This window comes from Pseudomonas laurentiana, assembly GCF_014648275.1.
In the GTDB taxonomy this organism is placed as follows: Bacteria; Pseudomonadota; Gammaproteobacteria; order Pseudomonadales; family Pseudomonadaceae; genus Aquipseudomonas; species Aquipseudomonas laurentiana.
The window spans coordinates 211,595-227,139 of sequence record NZ_BMQU01000005.1; the positions used below are offsets into that span (position 1 = coordinate 211,595).

Below are 15,545 nucleotides of genomic sequence, written 5' to 3' on the forward strand. Positions count from 1 at the left end.
GATAAACCTCGTGTGAACCGGCGGCGATTCTACCAGCCTGATCGATTGTCGGCATATACGTGACGCTTTGCCGCGTGCTGGCAAGCAGCCTTATACTCACCGGTTTATGCCCGCCAAGCGAGGCCGCAGTGGACAAGATTCTGATTCGTGGGGCACGAACCCACAACCTTAAGAACATCGACCTGACCCTGCCCCGGGACAAGCTGATCGTTATCACCGGTCTGTCCGGTTCTGGAAAGTCATCGCTGGCGTTCGACACCCTGTATGCCGAAGGCCAGCGTCGCTATGTCGAATCGCTGTCGGCCTACGCCCGGCAATTTCTTTCGATGATGGAAAAGCCCGACGTCGATACGATTGAAGGGCTGTCACCCGCGATCTCCATCGAGCAGAAATCGACTTCACACAACCCACGTTCGACCGTCGGTACCATCACCGAAATCTACGATTACCTGCGCCTGCTCTATGCGCGCGTCGGCACACCACGCTGCCCGGACCATGACATCCCGCTGGAGGCACAGACCGTCAGCCAGATGGTCGATCTGGTACTGGCGCAACCTGAAGGCAGCAAACTGATGCTACTGGCCCCCGTGATTCGCGAACGCAAGGGCGAACACCTGGCAATCTTCGAGGAGTTGCGCGCTCAGGGCTTCGTGCGTGCCCGGGTCAACGGCAAGCTGTTCGAGCTCGACGAACTGCCCAAACTGGATAAACAGAAGAAACACACCATCGAAGTCGTGGTCGACCGCTTCAAGGTTCGCGAAGACCTGCAGCAACGTCTGGCGGAGTCCTTCGAGACGGCACTGAAACTGGCCGATGGTATCGCTCTGGTTGCATCAATGGATGAAGAGCCCGGCGAAGAGTTGATCTTCTCTGCGCGCTTCGCCTGCCCGATCTGTGGCCACGCCATCAGCGAGCTGGAACCGAAGCTGTTTTCCTTCAACAACCCCGCCGGCGCTTGCCCGACCTGTGACGGCCTCGGGGTGAAACAGTTCTTCGACGTCAAACGCCTGGTCAACAATGAACTGACCTTGGCAGAAGGCGCGATACGCGGCTGGGACCGACGTAACGTCTATTACTTCCAGATGCTTGGCTCCTTGGCCGCGCATTACGGATTTAGTCTCGAAGTGCCCTTCGGTGAGCTGCCAGCCGACCAACAGAAAGTCATTCTGCACGGCAGCGGCAACCAGAATGTCGACTTCAAGTACCTCAACGACCGCGGCGATATCGTCAAGCGATCACACCCTTTCGAAGGCATCGTACCGAACCTGGAGCGCCGCTACCGGGAAACCGAATCGGCTACCGTCCGCGAAGAGCTGGCCAAGTTCCTCAGCACTCAGCCCTGCCCTGACTGCCGTGGCACACGGTTGCGACGCGAAGCGCGGCACGTATGGGTGGGCGAGAAAACCCTGCCGGCTGTAACCAACTTGCCTATCGGCGATGCCAGCGAATACTTCGGTGGCCTGAAGTTGACCGGGCGACGCGGTGAAATCGCCGACAAGATCCTCAAGGAAATTTGTGAACGCCTGCAGTTCCTGGTGAACGTCGGCCTGGATTACCTGACGCTAGACCGCAGCGCCGACACCTTGTCGGGTGGCGAAGCACAGCGTATTCGGCTAGCCAGCCAGATTGGCGCGGGGCTGGTCGGGGTGATGTACATCCTCGACGAACCATCCATCGGCCTGCACCAACGGGACAACGACCGCCTCCTGGCGACGCTCAACCACCTGCGCGATATCGGCAACACGGTGATCGTGGTGGAGCATGACGAGGACGCTATTCGTCTGGCGGACTATGTGGTGGATATTGGTCCTGGCGCGGGCGTACATGGTGGACAAATCGTCGCCGAAGGCACCCCCGCCGAGGTAATGGCGCACCCTGACTCACTGACCGGCAAGTACCTCTCGGGTCGGGTCAAGATCGCCGTACCAACCACCCGTACACCGCGCGACAAGAAGCACTTACTGAAGCTCAAGGGCGCACGCGGCAACAACCTGCAAAACGTCGACCTGGAGATTCCGATTGGCCTGCTGACCTGCGTAACCGGTGTATCGGGCTCAGGCAAGTCAACGCTGATCAACAACACGCTGTTCCCGCTGGCCGCGACCGCGCTGAATGGTGCGACCAGCCTTGAGGCGGCACCTCATGCCAGTTGTGATGGCCTGCAGCACCTGGACAAGGTCGTCGACATCGACCAGAGCCCGATCGGCCGTACGCCGCGTTCCAACCCGGCCACCTATACCGGCCTGTTCACACCCATTCGTGAACTGTTCTCCGGCGTACCGGAGTCGCGCTCACGCGGCTATGGCCCGGGACGCTTCTCCTTCAACGTCAAGGGCGGGCGCTGCGAAGCGTGTCAGGGCGATGGCCTGATCAAGGTCGAAATGCACTTCCTGCCTGACATCTATGTCCCCTGCGATGTCTGCAAGAGCAAACGCTACAACCGCGAAACCCTGGAGATCAAATACAAGGGCAAGAACATCCACGAAGTCCTCGAGATGACCATCGAGGAAGCCCGGGAGTTCTTCGATGCGGTACCGGCGCTGGCGCGCAAGCTGCAGACCCTGATGGACGTGGGGCTCTCCTACATCAAGCTGGGACAATCTGCGACCACCTTGTCCGGTGGCGAAGCACAACGGGTGAAGCTGTCGCGCGAACTGTCCAAGCGCGATACGGGCAAGACCCTGTACATCCTCGATGAGCCGACCACCGGCCTGCACTTCGCCGACATTCAGCAGTTGCTCGATGTGCTGCACAGGCTTCGTGACCACGGCAACACGGTGGTGGTAATCGAGCACAACCTGGACGTGATCAAGACCGCAGACTGGCTGGTCGATCTCGGCCCTGAGGGTGGCTCCCGAGGAGGCCAGATCATCGCTTGCGGGACGCCTGAGGAGGTCTCGGAGATGAAACAGTCACACACGGGCCATTACCTTAAACCGTTGTTACTGCGCGACCGGGCCTGACGCCCATGAAAAAGCCCCTGCCGCGCAAACGGCAGGGGCTTTTTTGTATCGCGGCAAACTACATCTGCGATTGCAGGTAGTTCTCCAGACCAATGGACTTGATCAGGCCCAACTGCTTCTCCAGCCAGTAGGTGTGATCTTCCTCGGTGTCAGCCAGTTGCATGCGCAAGATATCGCGACTGACGTAATCCTTGTGCAGCTCGCACAACTCAATGCCTTTGCACAGCGCTGCACGGACTTTGTACTCAAGACGCAAATCAGCGGCGAACATGTCCGGCACAGTAGTACCGATGTCCAGGTCGTCAGGACGCATACGCGGCGTACCTTCGAGCATGAGAATACGACGGATCAGGGCATCGGCGTGCTGTGCCTCTTCTTCCATCTCATGATTGATACGCTCGTAGAGCTTGCTCAAGCCCCAGTCTTCGTACATGCGCGAATGGATGAAATACTGATCACGTGCCGCCAGTTCCCCCGTCAGCAACGTGTTGAGGTAGTCGATTACGTCCGGGTGACCTTGCATCGCCCTGCTTCTCCCTAAGTGAAAGTAACAGTGTGAACCAGGATGGCGGATAGGTCACTGCGATTAACGTAAAAGCAAGTAAAAAAGCACGCGAACAGTAGTCAATTGCATTGAAAAACCGCCCTAATGCGGGCGGTTCTGCTTATCACTTCGACTTAAGCCAGTTTGACACCCAGGGCCTTGGCAACACCTTCACCGTACGCCTCATCAGCCTTGAGGAAGTGTTGCAACTGACGCTGAACAACCTCCAGCGAGACGCCCTTCATAGCACCCGTGATATTACTGATCAGCAACGCTTTTTGTTCACTGCCCATCAAACGGAACAGGTCACCGGCATAGCTGTAGTAGTCACTGTCTTCACGATGATCGTAACGGTCCGCAGCACCATTGAGTGCAAGCACTGGTTCGGCATACTGAGGCGCCTGCTTGGGTGCATTGCTGTAGCTGTTTGGCTCGTAGTTCGGCGCCGCTCCGCCATTGCTGCCGAACGCCATGGCGCCGTCACGCTGGTAACTGTTCACCGGACTCTTCGGCGCGTTGACTGGCAGCTGTTGATGATTGGTCCCCACACGGTAGCGGTGCGCGTCAGCATAGGCAAATACACGCCCCTGGAGCATGCGGTCCGGCGACAGGCCCACACCTGGCACCTGATTGCTCGGTGCAAAAGCCGCCTGCTCAACCTCGGCAAAATAGTTAAGCGGGTTGCGATTGAGTTCGAGCTCGCCCACTTCAATCAAGGGAAACGTCTTCTGCGACCAGGTTTTGGTGACATCGAACGGATTATCACGGTGCGCAGCAGCCTGATCCTCCGTCATGACCTGAATACAGACGCTCCATTTAGGGAAGTCTCCACGCTCGATGGCTTCGAACAAGTCCCGCTGTGCATAGTCCGGGTCGGTGCCCGCCAGGCGAGCAGCCTCAGCCGGTGACAGGTTTTTGATGCCTTGCTTGGTCTTGAAGTGCCACTTGACCCAATGACGCACACCTGCGGCGTTGATCAGGCTGAAGGTATGGCTACCAAAGCCGTGCATATGACGGTAGCCATCCGGGATGCCACGATCGGAGAACAGGATGGTGACCTGATGCAGCGCCTCAGGCGAATGCGACCAGAAATCCCACATCGCCTGAGGACTCTTCAAGTTGCTCTGGGGCAAGCGCTTCTGGGTATGGATAAAGTCTGGGAATTTGAGTGGGTCCCGAATAAAGAAGACCGGTGTGTTGTTACCCACAATGTCCCAGTTGCCTTGCTCGGTGTAGAACTTCAGGGCGAAGCCTCGCGGATCGCGTTCAGTATCGGCCGAACCACGCTCGCCACCCACAGTGGAGAATCGCAGGAACGTCGGTGTCTGCTTGCCTACTGTGTCGAACAGTTTGGCGCTGGTGTATTGGCTGATATCCCGCGTGACGGTAAAGGTGCCATAAGCGCCCGAACCTTTGGCGTGCACACGACGCTCCGGAATGTTCTCGCGGTTGAAGTGCGCGAGCTTTTCAATCAGGTGGAAATCTTCCAGCAGCAGCGGACCACGTGGGCCTGCAGAACGCGAGTTCTGGTTGTCGGCAACTGGAGCACCGCTCGCGGTGGTCAGTGTCTTGTTCTCGCTCATGCTCACTCCCTTCTCAGAATATTGCTGCCGGTTAATCGGCTGAGAGGGAGTATTGATCATGAACACGACACGATCAAATTCATTAAACAACAGTTATCAATAGTTTATTTCAATGACTGTAGAAACAAAAAACCGGGCACTAGGCCCGGTTCCTTGTTTCAGACTGTTCGTCTTACTCAGCAGCTTCTACTACGCCACCGACAGGACGATCAACCAGCTCGACGTACGCCATAGGTGCGTTATCGCCAGCGCGGAAACCGCACTTGAGGATACGCAGGTAGCCGCCCTGACGGGTGGCATAGCGCTTGCCCAGATCGTTGAACAGCTTACCAACGATGGCTTTCGAACGAGTACGGTCGAAGGCCAGACGACGGTTAGCTACGCTGTCTTCCTTGGCCAGGGTGATCAGCGGCTCGGCAACGCGGCGCAGTTCCTTGGCTTTAGGCAGGGTAGTTTTGATCAGCTCGTGCTCGAACAGCGACACCGCCATGTTTTGGAACATGGCTTTGCGGTGCGCGCTGGTGCGGCTCAGGTGACGACCACTTTTACGATGACGCATGGTTCATTCCTTACCAAACTTACGTTCGGTGATTACGACGATCAGGCAGTCGCCTTGTCGTCTTTCTTAAGACTTGCAGGCGGCCAGTTGTCGAGGCGCATGCCGAGGGACAGACCACGGGAAGCCAGAACGTCCTTGATTTCAGTCAGGGACTTCTTACCCAGGTTCGGAGTTTTCAACAGCTCTACTTCGGTGCGCTGAATCAGATCGCCGATGTAGTAGATGTTCTCCGCCTTCAGGCAGTTGGCCGAACGTACGGTCAATTCCAGATCGTCAACCGGGCGGAGCAGGATCGGATCGATCTCGTCTTCCTGCTCCACTACCACTGGCTCACTGTCACCTTTGAGGTCGACGAACGCAGCCAACTGCTGTTGCAGAATGGTTGCTGCACGACGGATTGCCTCTTCAGGATCCAGAGTACCGTTGGTTTCCAGATCGATAACCAGCTTATCCAGGTTGGTACGCTGCTCGACACGGGCGTTTTCCACCACGTAGGCGATACGGCGAACCGGGCTGAACGAAGCGTCAAGCTGCAAGCGACCAATGCTGCGGCTTTCGTCTTCATCGCTCTGACGCGAATCGGCCGGCTCATAACCACGACCACGAGCTACAGTGAGCTTCATGTTCAAAGCGCCGTTAGACGCCAGGTTAGCGATTACGTGATCGGGGTTAACGATCTCGACATCATGATCCAGCTGAATATCGGCAGCGGTAACCACCCCCGAACCCTTTTTCGACAAGGTCAGCGTAACTTCGTCACGACCATGCAGTTTGATAGCCAGGCCTTTCAGGTTCAACAGGATTTCAATGACATCTTCCTGAACACCTTCAATTGCCGAGTACTCATGGAGTACGCCGTCAATTTCGGCCTCGACTACTGCACAGCCAGGCATAGAGGACAACAGGATGCGACGCAGCGCGTTGCCCAGGGTATGGCCGAAGCCACGCTCGAGAGGCTCGAGCGTGATCTTGGCGCGGGTTGGACTGACGACCTGCACATCAATGTGGCGGGGCGTCAGAAACTCATTTACCGAAATCTGCATGGATGCACCTATTTTCTAGCCCTTACTTGGAGTAGAGCTCGACAATCAGGTTTTCGTTGATGTCGGCAGACAGGTCGCTGCGAGCCGGGACGTTCTTGAAAACACCGGATTTCTTAGCAGCATCTACTTCTACCCACTCAACGCGGCCACGCTGGGCACACAGTTCAAGGGCTTGAACAATGCGCAGCTGGTTCAACGATTTCTCGCGAACTGCGACCACGTCACCCGGACGAACTTGGTAGGACGGAACGTTTACAGTCTTGCCGTTGATGCTGATCGCTTTGTGCGAAACCAGCTGACGGGATTCGGCACGAGTAGCGCCAAAGCCCATACGATAAACGACGTTGTCCAGACGGCACTCGAGCAGTTGCAGCAGGTTCTCGCCGGTAGCACCCTTCTTGGAGGCTGCTTCCTTGTAGTAACCGCTGAACTGACGCTCAAGAACACCGTAGATACGACGGACTTTTTGCTTCTCACGCAGCTGGGTGCCGTAGTCGGACTGACGACCACGACGCTGACCGTGAATACCTGGGGCTGCTTCGATGTTGCACTTCGATTCCAGAGCGCGAACGCCGCTCTTCAGGAACAGATCAGTGCCTTCACGACGAGACAGTTTGCATTTTGGACCAATGTAACGTGCCATTTATCTGTCTCCTGATTACACGCGGCGCTTCTTCGGCGGACGGCACCCGTTGTGCGGGATTGGCGTCACGTCGGTGATGCTGGCGATCTTATAGCCACAGCTGTTCAAAGCACGAACAGCGGACTCACGACCTGGACCTGGACCCTTGACGTTAACGTCGAGGTTTTTCAGACCGTACTCCAGCGCAGCTTGACCAGCACGCTCTGCAGCAACTTGGGCCGCGAACGGGGTGGATTTGCGCGAACCACGGAAACCCGAACCGCCGGAGGTAGCCCACGACAGTGCGTTACCTTGACGATCGGTGATGGTCACGATGGTGTTGTTGAAAGACGCGTGGATGTGGGCGATCCCATCAACCACTGTCTTTTTGACTTTTTTACGAGGACGAGCAGCAGGTTTTGCCATGTCTATTTTCCTGTCGATTCGCTGGTGCGATTACTTGCGGATCGGCTTACGCGGACCTTTACGGGTACGCGCGTTGGTCTTGGTACGCTGACCGCGTACTGGCAGACCCCGACGATGACGCAGACCGCGGTAGCAGCCCAGGTCCATCAACCGCTTGATTTTCATGTTGATGTCGCGACGCAGATCACCTTCAGTGGTGAACTTCGCAACTTCGCTACGCAGCTGTTCAATCTGCTCGTCGCTCAGATCTTTGATCTTTGCGGCTGGGTTGACCCCAGTCTCTGCACAGATTTTCTGTGCAGTAGTGCGACCAACACCATAGATGTAGGTCAGCGAGATAACAGTGTGCTTGTTATCTGGAATGTTGACGCCTGCAATACGGGCCATTCAGTGGGACTCCAATTGACAGCTACCTACGCCCCGGAAGCCAAGAAATAGGGCGCGAGATAATATCGCTGTAGAAACAAATAATCAACCCAGCAGCGCACTAGCTGCTGGGCTTGAAGCACAGATCACACTCAGCCTTGGCGCTGTTTGTGACGTGGTTCCGCGCTGCAAATTACTCGAACGACACCTTCGCGGCGAATAATTTTGCAGTTACGGCACAGCTTTTTCACCGATGCACGAACTTTCATCACCAACTCCTCGAACCTTAAGGGACTATCAACGCAGCAGACCGCTGCCACCGTAGCCTTTCAGGTTGGCTTTCTTCATCAGGGATTCGTACTGGTGCGAAACGAGGTGCGATTGTACTTGGGACATGAAGTCCATCACAACCACTACCACAATCAGCAACGAGGTCCCGCCAAGGTAGAACGGAACGTTTGCCGCCACCACCAGGAACTGGGGCAGAAGACAGACGGCCGTCATATAAAGAGCACCGAACATGGTCAAACGGGTCAGAACGCCATCAATGTAGCGCGCCGACTGCTCGCCTGGACGGATACCCGGAATAAAGGCACCGGACTTCTTCAGGTTTTCCGCTACGTCTTTCGGATTGAACATCAACGCCGTATAGAAGAAGCAGAAGAAAATGATCCCTGCACTAAACAGCAGAATATTCAATGGATGACCAGGAGCGATCGACTCCGAGATGTCCTGCAGCCAGCCCATACCTTCGGACTGACCGAACCAGGCACCCAGCGAAGCCGGGAACAGCAAGATGCTGCTCGCGAAAATGGCAGGGATAACCCCGGCCATGTTCACCTTCAGCGGCAGGTGGCTGGTCTGCGCAGCGAAGACCTTGCGGCCCTGCTGACGCTTGGCGTAATGAACGGCAATGCGCCGCTGACCACGCTCAATGAACACCACGAAACCGATGATCGCTACTGCCAGAAGACCGATAACGATCAGGGCGATAATGTTGATATCACCCGTCCGCGCAGACTCGAAAGACTGCCCGATTGCTCTCGGAAGACCGGCAACGATACCCGCGAAGATCAACATCGAGATACCGTTACCGACACCGCGCTCCGTGATCTGCTCGCCCAGCCACATCATGAACATTGCGCCTGCCACAAACGTGGAAACCGCAACGAAATGGAAGCCGAAGCCAGCAGAAAACGCTACGCCCTGACCGGCCAAGCCAATGGACATGCCAATTGCTTGAACCAGCGCCAGGACGACGGTGCCGTAGCGGGTGTACTGGCTAATCTTACGACGGCCAGATTCACCTTCCTTCTTCAACTGCTCCAGCTGCGGGCTGACGGTGGTCATCAGTTGCATGATGATCGATGCCGAGATGTACGGCATGATCCCCAATGCAAAGATGCTCATCCGTTCCAGCGCGCCGCCGGAAAACATGTTGAACAAGCTAAGAATGGTCCCCTCATTCTGTCGAAACAGTTCCGCCAGCCGGTCCGGATTGATACCTGGAACAGGGATGTGTGCGCCGATCCGGTAGACGATAATCGCCAGGAACAGAAAACGCAGACGAGCCCAGAGTTCAGACATCCCGCCCTTGCCGAGCGAAGAGAGAGCACCTTGCTTAGCCATTTATTCCTCGAACTTGCCGCCAGCTGCTTCGATAGCCGCACGCGCACCTTTGGTGGCAGCGACGCCCTTGATGGTGACTGCGCGAGTAACTTCACCGGACAGCATGATTTTCACGCGCTGTACGTTTTGGTTAATCACGTTGGCATCCTTCAGGGATTGCACGGTGACGACGTCGCCTTCCACTTTAGCCAGCTCGGACAGACGCACTTCTGCGCGGTCCATGGCTTTCAGCGAAACGAAGCCGAACTTCGGCAGACGACGATGCAGCGGCTGTTGACCGCCTTCAAAGCCTGGAGCGATGGTGCCACCGGAACGGGAGGTCTGACCTTTGTGGCCGCGGCCACCAGTCTTACCCAAACCGCTACCGATACCACGACCCGGACGATGCTTCTCGCGACGGGAACCCGGCGCTGGACTCAGATCATTGAGTTTCATCGATTAACCCTCGACGCGCAGCATGTAGTAAGCCTTGTTGATCATCCCGCGATTCTCGGGAGTATCCAGGACTTCTACAGTGTGACCGATGCGACGCAGACCCAGGCCTTTAACACACAGTTTGTGGTTAGGCAGACGGCCAGCGGTACTTTTGATCAGCGTTACTTTAACGGTAGCCATGATCAGATGATCTCCTCAACACTCTTGCCACGCTTGGCGGCAATGGACTCAGGAGATTGCATGGCTTTCAGACCCTTGAAAGTGGCATGAACCACGTTCACTGGGTTGGTCGAACCGTAGCACTTGGCCAGAACGTTCTGAACACCAGCAACTTCCAGGACAGCACGCATTGCGCCGCCAGCGATGATACCGGTACCGTTAGAGGCAGGCTGCATGTAAACCTTCGAGGCGCCGTGGGCAGCCTTGGTAGCGTACTGCAGAGTGGTGCCATTCAGGTCCACTTGAATCATGTTGCGACGAGCAGCTTCCATTGCCTTCTGGATCGCAGCAGGCACTTCACGCGACTTGCCACGGCCGAAGCCAACACGACCTTTACCATCACCAACCACGGTCAACGCGGTGAAAGTGAAGATACGGCCGCCTTTTACGGTTTTAGCTACGCGGTTAACTTGAACCAGCTTCTCGATGTAGCCTTCGTCGCGCTTTTGGTCGTTATTTGACATAACTTAGAACTCCAGCCCGCCTTCACGAGCAGCATCAGCCAGTGCCTTGACACGGCCGTGGTACTTGAAGCCAGAACGGTCGAAAGCAACTTGAGAAACGCCAGCGGCTTTCGCGCGCTCGGCAACCAGCTTGCCAACCTTAGTGGCCGCGTCGATGTTGCCAGTGGCGCCATCACGCAGTTCTTTGTCCAAAGTCGAGGCGCTGGCCAGGACTTTGCTGCCGTCGGCCGAAATGACCTGGGCGTAGATGTGCTGCGAAGAGCGGAACACGCAGAGACGCACGGCTTCGAGCTCGTGCATTTTCAGACGTGCTTTGCGAGCGCGACGCAGTCGAGTAACTTTTTTGTCGGTCATTTGCTAGGCCCTACTTCTTCTTGGCTTCTTTACGACGGACGACTTCATCCGCGTAACGCACACCCTTACCTTTGTAAGGCTCTGGCGGACGGAAATCGCGAATTTCAGCGGCCACTTGACCTACCAGCTGCTTATCGATGCCCTTGATCAGGATATCGGTCTGGCTTGGGGTCTCAGCAGTGATGCCTTGCGGCAGCTGATAATCAACCGGGTGGGAGAAACCGAGAGCCAGGGACAGCACTTCGCCTTTGGCCTGAGCCTTGTAACCAACACCGACCAGCTGGAGCTTGCGCTCGAAGCCTTGGCTTACGCCCTGGACCATGTTGTTAACCAGAGCACGGGTAGTACCGGCCATGGCGCGAGTCTGTTGATCGCCATTGCGAGCAGCGAAACGCAGCTCACCGGCTTCTTCGACGACTTCTACGGACGAGTGAACATTCAGTTCAAGAGTGCCCTTGGCACCCTTCACCGAAAGCTGTTGGCCGGCGAACTTAACTTCGACGCCTGCTGGCAGCTTTACGGGGTTCTTAGCGACGCGAGACATGCTTATCCCCCCTTAGAACACAGTGCAGAGAACTTCGCCGCCGACACCGGCAGCGCGCGCAGCACGATCAGTCATCACACCTTTGTTGGTGGAGACGATAGACACGCCCAGACCGCCACGTACTTTCGGCAGTTCTTCGACGGACTTGTACTGACGCAGGCCTGGACGACTTACGCGCTTGACTTCTTCGATGACTGGACGGCCTTCGAAGTATTTCAGCTCGATGGACAGCGACGGTTTTACTTCGCTGCTGACCTGGTAACCCGCGATGTAACCTTCGTCTTTCAGAACTTTGGCTACAGCCACCTTCAGGGTAGAAGAAGGCATGCTTACGACGGACTTTTCAGCCATCTGGGCATTACGGATTCGAGTTAGCATGTCCGCTAACGGGTCCTGCATACTCATGGGCTAGACGCTCCTGATACAAGAATAATTAGCCTTTCGGCTACTACAGACACCTGAATCACCCAGGGAAAAACCCGGGCTCAGGTGAGCCGGTCATTCTAGACACATCCCAGAAACGAAACAAGCCCCATAAGGGGCTTGTTTCGTTGCCAGGTCACCGGCGGTCGGAAGATTACTCCTCCGCCGCCGAGACACTGTCGGCACGTCTTACCAGCTGGCTTTAACCAGACCTGGAACGTCACCGCGCATTGCTGCTTCACGCAGCTTGTTACGGCCCAGGCCGAACTTGCGGTAGACGCCGTGTGGACGGCCGGTGATGCGGCAGCGGTTACGCATGCGCGAGGCGCTTGCATCACGTGGCTGCTTTTGCAGAGCAACAGCTGCTGCCCAACGCTCTTCTGGAGTTGCATTCAGATTAACGATGGTAGCTTTGAGCTCAGCACGCTTCTTGGCGTATTTAGCAACCGTGAGCTGACGCTTCAGCTCGCGGTTTTTCATGCTCTTCTTGGCCATTTTCCTACTCCAATCAGTTGCGGAACGGGAATTTGAAAGCGCGCAGCAGAGCGCGGCCTTCGTCATCCGTACGAGCAGTGGTGGTCAGGGTAATGTCCAGACCGCGGAGAGCATCGATCTTGTCGTAATCGATTTCCGGGAAGATGATCTGCTCTTTCACGCCCATGCTGTAGTTGCCACGACCATCGAAGGACTTGGCATTCAGGCCGCGGAAGTCGCGAACCCGAGGCAGGGAGATCGCCAGCAGGCGGTCCAGGAACTCGTACATACGATCGCGGCGCAGAGTAACTTTAACGCCGATCGGCCAACCTTCACGGACTTTGAAGCCCGCGATGGATTTCCGAGCGAAAGTCACAACGGCTTTTTGACCGGTGATCTTTTCCAGGTCAGCAACAGCGTGCTCGATGACTTTCTTGTCGCCGATCGCTTCGCCCAGACCCATGTTCAGGGTGATTTTGGTAACGCGCGGAACTTCCATCACGTTCGCCAGCTTAAGTTCTTCCTTAAGCTTGGGAGCGATTTCCTTCCGATAAATCTCTTTCAGTCGTGCCATGGTCTTCTACCTAGCAGTGTTCAAGCATCAACCGCTTTTTGGGTCGACTTGAAGACACGAATTTTTTTGCCGTCTTCTACTTTGAAACCAACGCGGTCAGCCTTGTTGGTTTCGCCGTTGAAAATGGCGACGTTGGAAGCGTGCAGTGGCGCTTCTTTCTCGACGATACCGCCCTGTACGCCCGACATAGGGTTAGGCTTGGTATGACGCTTCACCAGGTTGATCCCACCAACGACCAGACGGTCGTCAGCGAGTACCTTCAGCACCTTACCGCGCTTACCTTTGTCTTTGCCGGCGATCACGATGATCTCGTCGTCACGACGAATCTTTTGCATGTCGGATCTCCTTACAGCACTTCTGGGGCGAGCGAGACGATCTTCATGAACTTCTCAGTACGAAGTTCACGGGTCACTGGCCCAAAGATACGGGTGCCGATTGGCTCTTGCTTGTTGTTCAACAGAACAGCAGCGTTGCCATCAAAGCGGATAATCGAACCATCGGCACGGCGAACGCCGTGACGGGTGCGGACTACAACAGCAGTCATCACCTGGCCTTTTTTCACTTTACCGCGAGGAATTGCTTCCTTGACGGTTACTTTGATGATGTCACCGATACCGGCGTAACGACGGTGGGAACCGCCGAGCACCTTGATGCACATGACGCGACGAGCGCCGCTGTTATCGGCCACATCGAGCATGGATTGAGTCTGAATCATAAAATTTCTCCGACCCTTAGCCCTTAGACTTCAACAGCGCGTTCGAGAACTTCAACCAGCGCCCAGGACTTGGTCTTGGCCAGCGGACGGGTCTCGCGGATGGAGACCTTGTCGCCGATGTGGCACTGGTTGGTTTCGTCGTGCGCGTGCAGCTTAGTCGAACGCTTAACGTATTTACCGTAGATCGGGTGCTTTACGCGACGCTCGATCAGTACGGTGATGGTCTTGTCCATTTTGTCGCTGACGACACGGCCAGTCAGCGTACGGACGGTTTTTTCAGCTTCAGCCATGATCACTTACCTGCCTGCTGGTTGAGCACAGTTTTCACGCGAGCGATGTCACGCTTAACTTGCGAGAGCAGGTGCGACTGCCCCAACTGGCCAGTTGCTTTCTGCATGCGCAGATTGAACTGGTCGCGCAGCAAGCCGAGCAGTTGCTCGTTCAGTTGCTGTGCTGATTTGTCACGAAGTTCATTCGCTTTCATCACATCACCGTCCGCTTAACAAAGGAGGTGGCGAGAGGCAGCTTTGCAGCCGCCAAGGCGAAAGCCTCACGCGCCAGCTCTTCAGAAACACCCTCGATCTCGTACAGGACTTTGCCTGGCTGGATCTGGGCAACCCAGTACTCCACGGAACCTTTACCTTTACCCATCCGCACTTCGAGAGGCTTCTTGGAGATCGGCTTGTCCGGGAACACACGGATCCAGATCTTGCCGCCACGTTTTACGTGACGGGTCAGGGCACGACGTGCCGACTCGATCTGGCGAGCGGTGAGACGACCGCGAGCAACAGCTTTCAGAGCAAACTCGCCGAAGCTGACTTTGCTACCGCGCAGCGCCAGACCACGGTTGTGGCCAGTCATCTGCTTGCGGAATTTTGTACGCTTTGGTTGCAACATTTGGCGTACCCCTTACTTAGCAGCTTTTTTACGAGGCGCTGGTGCTTGTGGTTTCAGTTCTTCTTGGCGACCACCGATAACTTCGCCTTTGAAGATCCAAACCTTGACACCGATCACACCGTAAGTGGTGTGAGCTTCGTAGGTGGCATAGTCGATATCGGCACGCAGGGTGTGCAGTGGCACACGACCTTCGCGATACCATTCAGTACGTGCGATTTCAGCACCGCCGAGACGACCGCTCACTTGGATTTTGATGCCTTTGGCACCAATACGCATGGCGTTCTGTACAGCGCGCTTCATGGCGCGACGGAACATCACACGACGCTCCAGCTGCTGAGCTACGCTCTGAGCAACCAGCATACCGTCGAGTTCCGGCTTGCGGATCTCTTCGATATTGATGTGCACAGGCACACCCATTTGCTTGGTCAGGTCCTGACGCAGTTTCTCAACATCCTCACCTTTCTTCCCGATAACGATACCTGGACGAGCGGTGTGGATGGTGATGCGTGCAGTTTGTGCCGGACGATGGATATCGATACGGCTAACGGACGCGCTTTTTAGTTTGTCTTGGAGATACTCACGCACGTTCAGATCTGCGAGCAAATAGTCCGCATAAGTCCGACCGTCTGCATACCAGACGGAGGTGTGCTCCTTGACGATTCCCAGGCGAATGCCAGTGGGATGTACTTTCTGACCCATCTGATCGACTCC

24 protein-coding genes are annotated in these 15,545 nt (G+C 56.0%); 1 reads left to right on the plus strand and 23 read right to left on the minus strand.

Annotated elements, in window-relative coordinates; translation table 11 throughout:
• The first annotated feature begins 128 nt into the window (after positions 1–128).
• The gene (gene uvrA / locus IE038_RS07585) at positions 129–2,963 is read left to right on the plus strand and encodes an excinuclease ABC subunit UvrA (protein ID WP_163937292.1); all 2,835 of its coding nucleotides are present in this window, start codon (positions 129–131) and stop codon (positions 2,961–2,963) included.
• A gap of 58 nt (positions 2,964–3,021) precedes the next feature.
• Here uvrA and bfr read toward each other — a convergent pair whose 3' ends face one another.
• The 23 genes from bfr to rpsC all read right to left on the minus strand — a co-directional run bounded on the left by bfr (position 3,022) and on the right by rpsC (position 15,533).
• Positions 3,022–3,486: a bacterioferritin gene (gene bfr, locus IE038_RS07590; RefSeq protein WP_163937289.1), complete on the minus strand. Its 465-nt coding sequence runs from the start codon at positions 3,484–3,486 to the stop codon at positions 3,022–3,024.
• Positions 3,487–3,641: 155 nt separating this feature from the next.
• Positions 3,642–5,090 (minus strand): catalase, encoded by a 1,449-nt coding sequence (locus tag IE038_RS07595; protein ID WP_189395406.1) that lies wholly within the window; start codon positions 5,088–5,090, stop codon positions 3,642–3,644.
• Positions 5,091–5,262: 172 nt separating this feature from the next.
• On the minus strand, positions 5,263–5,649 hold the full coding sequence (rplQ, locus tag IE038_RS07600; RefSeq protein WP_065759195.1) for a 50S ribosomal protein L17: 387 nt from the start codon (positions 5,647–5,649) through the stop codon (positions 5,263–5,265).
• Between the two features lie 41 nt (positions 5,650–5,690).
• On the minus strand, positions 5,691–6,692 hold the full coding sequence (locus IE038_RS07605; RefSeq protein WP_017901544.1) for a DNA-directed RNA polymerase subunit alpha: 1,002 nt from the start codon (positions 6,690–6,692) through the stop codon (positions 5,691–5,693).
• A 22-nt stretch (positions 6,693–6,714) separates the two neighbouring features.
• A complete protein-coding gene (gene rpsD, locus IE038_RS07610) occupies positions 6,715–7,335 on the minus strand; it encodes a 30S ribosomal protein S4 (protein ID WP_065759196.1) in 621 nt (206 codons plus the stop codon).
• A 15-nt stretch (positions 7,336–7,350) separates the two neighbouring features.
• Entirely contained in the window at positions 7,351–7,740 is a 390-nt protein-coding gene (gene rpsK / locus IE038_RS07615; protein ID WP_065759197.1) for a 30S ribosomal protein S11, read from the minus strand.
• Positions 7,741–7,770: 30 nt separating this feature from the next.
• Complete coding sequence (rpsM, locus tag IE038_RS07620) at positions 7,771–8,127, minus strand: 30S ribosomal protein S13 (protein ID WP_065759198.1); 357 nt, start codon at positions 8,125–8,127, stop codon at positions 7,771–7,773.
• A gap of 131 nt (positions 8,128–8,258) precedes the next feature.
• Entirely contained in the window at positions 8,259–8,375 is a 117-nt protein-coding gene (gene rpmJ, locus IE038_RS07625) for a 50S ribosomal protein L36 (protein ID WP_002555468.1), read from the minus strand.
• Positions 8,376–8,403: 28 nt separating this feature from the next.
• Positions 8,404–9,735, minus strand: coding sequence for a preprotein translocase subunit SecY (secY, locus tag IE038_RS07630; protein ID WP_163933286.1), 1,332 nt, complete (start codon positions 9,733–9,735; stop codon positions 8,404–8,406).
• Positions 9,736–10,170, minus strand: a complete 435-nt coding sequence (rplO, locus tag IE038_RS07635; RefSeq protein ID WP_065759200.1) for a 50S ribosomal protein L15 — start codon at positions 10,168–10,170, stop codon at positions 9,736–9,738.
• A gap of 3 nt (positions 10,171–10,173) precedes the next feature.
• Positions 10,174–10,350 carry a 50S ribosomal protein L30 gene (rpmD, locus tag IE038_RS07640; protein ID WP_010220317.1) on the minus strand — a complete coding sequence of 59 codons (177 nt, stop codon included), beginning with the start codon at positions 10,348–10,350 and terminating at the stop codon, positions 10,174–10,176.
• Positions 10,351–10,352: 2 nt separating this feature from the next.
• Positions 10,353–10,853, minus strand: coding sequence for a 30S ribosomal protein S5 (rpsE, locus tag IE038_RS07645; RefSeq protein WP_065759201.1), 501 nt, complete (start codon positions 10,851–10,853; stop codon positions 10,353–10,355).
• Between the two features lie 3 nt (positions 10,854–10,856).
• The gene (gene rplR / locus IE038_RS07650) at positions 10,857–11,207 is read right to left on the minus strand and encodes a 50S ribosomal protein L18 (RefSeq protein WP_011531893.1); all 351 of its coding nucleotides are present in this window, start codon (positions 11,205–11,207) and stop codon (positions 10,857–10,859) included.
• A 10-nt stretch (positions 11,208–11,217) separates the two neighbouring features.
• Entirely contained in the window at positions 11,218–11,751 is a 534-nt protein-coding gene (gene rplF / locus IE038_RS07655; RefSeq protein ID WP_189395407.1) for a 50S ribosomal protein L6, read from the minus strand.
• A 12-nt stretch (positions 11,752–11,763) separates the two neighbouring features.
• Entirely contained in the window at positions 11,764–12,156 is a 393-nt protein-coding gene (gene rpsH / locus IE038_RS07660) for a 30S ribosomal protein S8 (protein WP_010220313.1), read from the minus strand.
• Between the two features lie 207 nt (positions 12,157–12,363).
• The gene (rpsN, locus tag IE038_RS07665; protein WP_065759203.1) at positions 12,364–12,669 is read right to left on the minus strand and encodes a 30S ribosomal protein S14; all 306 of its coding nucleotides are present in this window, start codon (positions 12,667–12,669) and stop codon (positions 12,364–12,366) included.
• Positions 12,670–12,682: 13 nt separating this feature from the next.
• Positions 12,683–13,222: a 50S ribosomal protein L5 gene (gene rplE, locus IE038_RS07670; protein WP_009397500.1), complete on the minus strand. Its 540-nt coding sequence runs from the start codon at positions 13,220–13,222 to the stop codon at positions 12,683–12,685.
• A 20-nt stretch (positions 13,223–13,242) separates the two neighbouring features.
• Entirely contained in the window at positions 13,243–13,557 is a 315-nt protein-coding gene (gene rplX / locus IE038_RS07675) for a 50S ribosomal protein L24 (RefSeq protein ID WP_009397501.1), read from the minus strand.
• An 11-nt stretch (positions 13,558–13,568) separates the two neighbouring features.
• Positions 13,569–13,937: a 50S ribosomal protein L14 gene (gene rplN / locus IE038_RS07680; RefSeq protein ID WP_002555479.1), complete on the minus strand. Its 369-nt coding sequence runs from the start codon at positions 13,935–13,937 to the stop codon at positions 13,569–13,571.
• 23 nt (positions 13,938–13,960) lie between these two features.
• Positions 13,961–14,227: a 30S ribosomal protein S17 gene (gene rpsQ / locus IE038_RS07685; protein ID WP_008374160.1), complete on the minus strand. Its 267-nt coding sequence runs from the start codon at positions 14,225–14,227 to the stop codon at positions 13,961–13,963.
• 2 nt (positions 14,228–14,229) lie between these two features.
• Positions 14,230–14,421: a 50S ribosomal protein L29 gene (gene rpmC, locus IE038_RS07690; RefSeq protein WP_065759204.1), complete on the minus strand. Its 192-nt coding sequence runs from the start codon at positions 14,419–14,421 to the stop codon at positions 14,230–14,232.
• On the minus strand, positions 14,421–14,834 hold the full coding sequence (rplP, locus tag IE038_RS07695) for a 50S ribosomal protein L16 (protein ID WP_003255479.1): 414 nt from the start codon (positions 14,832–14,834) through the stop codon (positions 14,421–14,423). The genes rpmC and rplP overlap by 1 nt, the downstream gene beginning before the upstream one ends.
• A 12-nt stretch (positions 14,835–14,846) precedes the next feature.
• Positions 14,847–15,533, minus strand: a complete 687-nt coding sequence (gene rpsC / locus IE038_RS07700; RefSeq protein ID WP_010220308.1) for a 30S ribosomal protein S3 — start codon at positions 15,531–15,533, stop codon at positions 14,847–14,849.
• Positions 15,534–15,545 lie beyond the last annotated feature (12 nt).